The organism is Candidatus Erwinia haradaeae (genome assembly GCF_900698965.1).
Classification (GTDB): Bacteria; Pseudomonadota; Gammaproteobacteria; order Enterobacterales; family Enterobacteriaceae; genus Erwinia_E; species Erwinia_E haradaeae_A.
In genome coordinates, this window is the sequence record NZ_LR217726.1 from 23,531 (window position 1) to 29,779 (window position 6,249).

Sequence of the window (6,249 nt, forward strand, 5' to 3'; positions counted from 1 at the left end):
ACAGCAGCGAAGATTGAATAATCTTACTTAATATCATGACGATATAGTTATATCATATACTATATCACGAGCTGAGTAAGTGAGTATGTCCTATACCGCTATCATAGCGCCTAAACATCCCTTATATAGAATCATCCAATACTAATCAATCATGGTCTTTTCGGTCGTATATCAGTATAGTATTCTGGGATATATGCAATAATATCAATATCATTATGATGAAGTTATGTGTGTAAATTATAAATTATTAAAGGGTTATGTAATTCTACCTTTCTAAATGCAATAACATTGCTTTTGCAGGAATCATCTTAAAAATTTAATTATTTGGCATAATTATTAGTGTAACCACGGATCTCTTGGGAAATTTGCATAGAACAAAACTTTGGACCACACATAGAACAAAAGTGTGCGCTTTTGCCAGATTCTTTTGGAAGCGTTTCGTCATGATAAGCACGCGCAGTAATAGGGTCTAGAGCCAGATTAAACTGATCCTCCCAACGAAACTCAAAGCGTGCTTTTGACATGGCATTATCACGGATTTGTGCGCCAGGATGTCCTTTAGCAAGATCAGCTGCGTGAGCAGCAATCTTGTAGGTAATCAATCCCTGTTTAACATCTTCTTTATTTGGTAAACCAAGATGCTCTTTTGGAGTTACATAGCATAACATAGCACAACCGAACCAGCCAATTAGCGCAGCGCCAATACCAGAAGTAAAGTGATCGTATCCCGGGGCAATATCAGTAGTTAAAGGACCTAAAGTATAAAATGGTGCATCATGGCAATACTCGATCTGTTCCGTTATATTTCGCTGAATCATATTCATTGGAACATGACCTGGGCCTTCAATCATAACCTGTACATCATATTCCCAGGCAATTTTAGTTAATTCCCCTAAGGTATAAAGTTCAGCAAACTGCGCTTCATCGTTAGCATCGTGTATTGAGCCAGGACGCAAACCATCTCCTAGCGACAAAGACACATCATAAGATGCACACAGTTCACAAATATCTCGGAAGTGTTTGTAAAGAAAATTCTCTTGATTATGAGTGAGGCACCATTTTGCCATAATTGATCCACCTCGCGAAACGATACCAGTTAAGCGCTTAGAGGTCATTGGAATATATCGCAATAGTACGCCCGCATGAATAGTAAAGTAATCCACTCCTTGTTCTGCCTGCTCTAGCAACGTATTGCGAAATATCTCCCAGTTCAAGTTTTCTGCTACACCATTGACTTTTTCTAGTGCCTGGTAAATAGGGACAGTACCAATAGGAACCGGACTATTCCTGAGGATCCATTCACGAGTCTGATGAATATAACGACCTGTAGATAAATCCATAACAGTATCCGCTCCCCAACGGGTCGCCCATACTAATTTTTCTACTTCTTCCTCAATCGAGGAAGTTAATGCAGAATTACCAATATTAGCATTGATTTTTACTAAAAAGTTACGACCGATAATCATCGGTTCCAGCTCTGGATGATTAATGTTTGCAGGAATAATAGCACGCCCAGCCAATACTTCTTTCCGAATGAACTCTGGAGTAATATTTTTAGGTTCTGCTGCGCTAGAGCATGTTTTAGTATGTTGTGATTTTAGAGGATCACCGCCACTGTGGTTATTCGCCATGTTTTCACGTAGCGCAATAAATTCCATTTCAGGAGTAATTACCCCCGCACGAGCATAATGCAACTGAGTTACACGACGGCATTTTTTTGCGCGACGAGGATGATGTAAATTTTTAAAGCGCATATTTTTCATTTCTAGACTGTCATACTGCACTTTTCTATTACTAGCAGTAAATTCAGTGAGATATTCACTATCTTGACGATTGTCAATCCAATGTGAACGCAGTCGATTAATACCCAAACTTAGATCTATATGTATCTCTGGATCCCCATAGGGACCAGAGGTGTCATATACTGGAACTGGTGCATTCTCCTCATAGGTGGCATTTTTATCTTTTCCGCGGCTCAGACTAGGACTAAGGTGTATTTCACGTATAGGTACTCGTACGTCGTCTGAGAGAGTACCCTGTAGATAAACTCTCTTAGAATTAGGGAAGGCGCTACTTGTTATAGACTCTATGAAAGTTTGCGCGTTCTTACGGTTTTCACGGCGCGAGGCGAAAGTTGGTGATGATAGCATCATCAGTTCCTCAAAAAATTATAGGGAGTATTTCTTATTGTAGAGCAATACTGTTTGAAATTTGATATAAGCAGACCCGTTGATCACTGGAACTTATTCTCTAATCTTTAATGAGTTTTATGCTAATCTTTAATTAGTTTTAGGCATAAATACTATGCCCTATTTCTGTCTTCTGCGAAGTCTCTTTTTTATAATAATGATTAAAAATAAAAGGGTTAACTCTATATTAAAAATTTAATGCTAAATCCTGAACGTTAATCATTCAGATTCTATACACCTAGTGATATGCAAATTTTGCACAAAAATAGTTAACCACTCTTCTTACTACTAACATTTATACTCTGCCTCTGTAGACTACGCTGAAATTAATTTGATATAATGCAAGTATATTTGGTATAGTGCAATGCCGTTATTAAGACAGTAAAGTCTATTTGATAGAAAATTCTCTTAATCTTATGTTATTCTGTAAAGAATCTTTAAAGTTTGATGTAGATTTTTATCTAGAATAATATTTATTGAGAAGTCTAGCTATCACTATAGGTCTTCTGAATCATTTTATGATAAAGTAGAGATTGTAAATTATGTATCGCTCAATAATGCAGATATTTTTAGATTTAATGAATTTAATTTATCCAGACTAACTAAGCGTTGTGAGAGCAGGCTACTATTAACTAACGTATATTGTTAACTAACGTATATTGCACTCAACACAAATTATACTTACTAGTATTCGACAAAATAGAGATCCAATACCTCTAACTGTACGCTATACTGAGTAATCAATGTAATAATTAAACAATCTAGAGTCTAGAGTCGCCCTGTTAGCGTGCTTTACTTTAAGGGGCATCCTAATACCGTTGAACAAGACTGATAGACTTTGGATATCTAAAAAGATAGATTTATTTAAAATACTTATTTAAATAAATATTTTAAATGCTGATTTTACAATTAATAATTAATTTACAATCAATAATTAAATATAAATTTTAATTTAAATGTAAATCGGATATCGTTTTGCATTGTAGATAATCTGATTATAGCAATATTTTAGTAAAAATATCAGAAAACCATACCTAGTAATCTTTACACCGAAGAAGATGGTTATGTGTTTTATTAAAAAGGCGAGCCTATTTAATACAACGCAACGAGCTTAAAAATAGACTGTGTAGAACGATATAGAATCTTTCTTTGTCTGTATCAGATACTATATGTCGAGATCTATATAAAATAAAAATGTATTGAAAAAGCATAAAACACTGTGATTTAGATCAGTTAGAGCACAATAGCCGCCTGCTGTATAAAGACAAATTGTTAGCGCAGCCTGATAGATAAGAAATAAATTTTATCTTTTCTGTTGAACATGCAATGTTCATTGCTCTATACTACGAAAGATATAATCTATAGATTTCGTTGTGTTTATTTGAAACAGTTGTTTGATTATGCATCTGTGCCAGAAGTTTAACTGCAAATAGCATCTTTTTATTGCCAGATTCATAAAAAAGATTACTGTGCTATGACTGTGCTATGAATGAATAACTATAGAATTTTAATTAAAAATGAGGTCATGCAGTTGTTCATATGACTAATCTAATCTGGTTGAACTGTTTTTTAGAAAAATCTGATATTGATAGACATAGTGCATACATGATAGCAAACACAACTAGTCTGTCTATCAATACTAAAAACGCTATTTAAGAACGATTAAATAAATCATGAATTTAATATTCAAGACTAAAACTAAAAAATTTTTTGAATATTTTTAATATCTCATGAATAGTGCATGGCCTGAGATTCTATGTTCTGTTACTTAAGGTAGATGATATTACCCGAGATGCGATCAAGCCTCTTGCGGGTTCACTGCTAAAGCGCTAACATACAATATGATTGCAATATGATCATATGTAATATATACATGCATCATATTGAATAGATAAAGATCCTTGTAGATGCCTTAGCTAAGTTATCGTTAGGGTAATATATAATATATCTTCTACTTTCAGTCAGTTATTCAGTTATACTTATTATAAAATAATATAAAATATATAAAATATATTTTAATTGGGATATCTGTCTTTCTTTTGAATGAGAACGCTAAATCAATAATCCATGTTTAGCGCAAAGACAGTAAAGAAAATAATGACTTATGATATGAAATGAGAAACGAATTATAGATTCTTATTATTTTTTTTTAGCTAAAAGCATATACAGTTAGCATAAAATCACGCTAGAATATCTTTCTAATAAATGTAGTGGCTATTTCGGAGAAGAGAAGCCACCAAGATGAGAAAAAAATCATGTTATCACCATGAAAGTCTACAATTGTACCAGAAATACACTGGATTAGTTGAATAAATAAAGATTTTAGGTGATTGATCATATAATAGTTACCCAAATAATATTCAACTAATGCTGAATGAAACCACAGCGATAGAACAGCTCGCTGATCCGCTTTTAAACTAGATTCTGCCAAAATAGAAAGTCTGTCATTATTAATGATACGACAGAGTTTCAACTAGTTTATGAAGACTATACGGGTAAATTCTGCTGTACAGGACGCTTCCCTATAGTGAGCAGGTGCCGGGAGAAAGAGAAATAAAACTCTCATTTTCCCAAACGCAAAGAACCTGGATAGGGTGATCTCGGCAGGCTTTACTATCAGGACTTTGCGAATCGTTCAAGAACGTATTCAAGAAGGATACTGGCCCGATGAACGTTAGCGATCAAGTGTTTAATAGCACTTCCACCATCAGTTCTGCCATAAGTGCAGGGAGTGGTGGATAATCCAAGCTTCTGTATTGCCTCTCAGGCAAAATCTCGGACGTCGAAAGCGCATTGCTATGTAAAGAATCCATATCCTTGCTATCGTCCACCAAAAGAAAACGTGAAGCCTCCTCGCATAATTTATGCGATATGCCAGGCAGCTCGTACGAATGCCCCTTCGAAACACCCGATTTGGCGGGTAACACCTCGTTATCATCCCATAACTCACTCAGCACTGAATAATCAGCGAGCGATGAATGCACACCGTGCTCGTGCAATTGACGCTATAATTGAATGTCTAGCAGCACATGTGAATATTGTGACTGGTAAGGTTTATATGTCTCTGGCGCAAATTTCTGATGCGTGTGGTTTAACGACCTATAACACGGAAGGTAAACCCTGCTATAGCCGAACAAGTCGCGCTATAAATGAGCATCTTGAGGCTCTTGGGGCTGTTCTTTGTGATCGGATATGGGATAAGACGACTGGCTCTTATATTCCAAACATCATATGGGTTACTAAAGTGTTTTTTGTTTTGATTGGCTATGAATATGGTAAGTACCTATCTGCACAGAAGCAGCAGTTGTCCTGGGAGAATCAGAAATTACGGAAAGCAGGAGAAGAACCGATTACCTTGACTGAAGCACGTCGTCGGGCTAAAGCGGAGCACATCCGAAGGGCTTTTGCGTTTCGAACTCAAAAACTAGCACGGAGTAAACAATATCGCCGTGCTAGAAAACTTGAAGCCATGGATGAGAGAAAAGCTAGGGGAAGCATTCTTCAAGATCTGGTGAAGATTTATCGAGTCGAAGAGCTTGGAGCCATGGGGTATATCGAGCTAAACCGCATGGTTACACAGCGTTATCATGCAATGTGCAAGCTTGCGAGTAGCACCCCAGGGACTGGATAACTTCGTACATACTTTTAAGATTTATACGCTACATGCGTAGGCCTTCTCTCGCCCTTAATAATGTTACTGTTAGATTTTCAATCTAAATTTGTTTTTTTTATTTTTTTTTCTCATTCAAAACTTTTGAAAACCATTTTTTTATAGAAGAGTTTTAATTTATACGCATATTAATGCAAATGGTTTTTTTAGTTAAATGCATTCTCAGAGATAGATGCAATAAATACATATAATAAAAAAAAACAGAAAAAGAATTAATACAAGAAATAAAATTTTGCATAACTACAAAACCAAAAAATAAAGCTCTATTTTCTTTTTACAAGAGGATAACTAGGACAAACTTACGTCTGTAAGTAAGTACTTTTAAGGAGGGTAAGTTCTGTTGGCGTAAGATACAGAATGATCCGGATTAAAAACTAAAAGATCATGTTA

The 6,249-nt window shown here is 35.4% G+C and carries 1 protein-coding gene and 1 pseudogene; one reads left to right on the forward strand and one right to left on the reverse strand.

Annotation, left to right across the window (positions count from 1 at the left end; all coding sequences use genetic code 11):
- Window positions 1-341: 341 nt before the first annotated feature.
- Window positions 342-2,150, reverse strand: a pseudogene (thiC, locus tag CIPSTX3056_RS03445) (phosphomethylpyrimidine synthase ThiC); the annotation flags it as partial.
- Window positions 2,151-4,920: 2,770 nt separating this feature from the next.
- Here thiC and repA point away from each other — a divergent pair.
- On the forward strand, window positions 4,921-5,820 hold the full coding sequence (repA, locus tag CIPSTX3056_RS03450; RefSeq protein ID WP_232037538.1) for a plasmid replication initiator RepA: 900 nt from the start codon (window positions 4,921-4,923) through the stop codon (window positions 5,818-5,820).
- Window positions 5,821-6,249 lie beyond the last annotated feature (429 nt).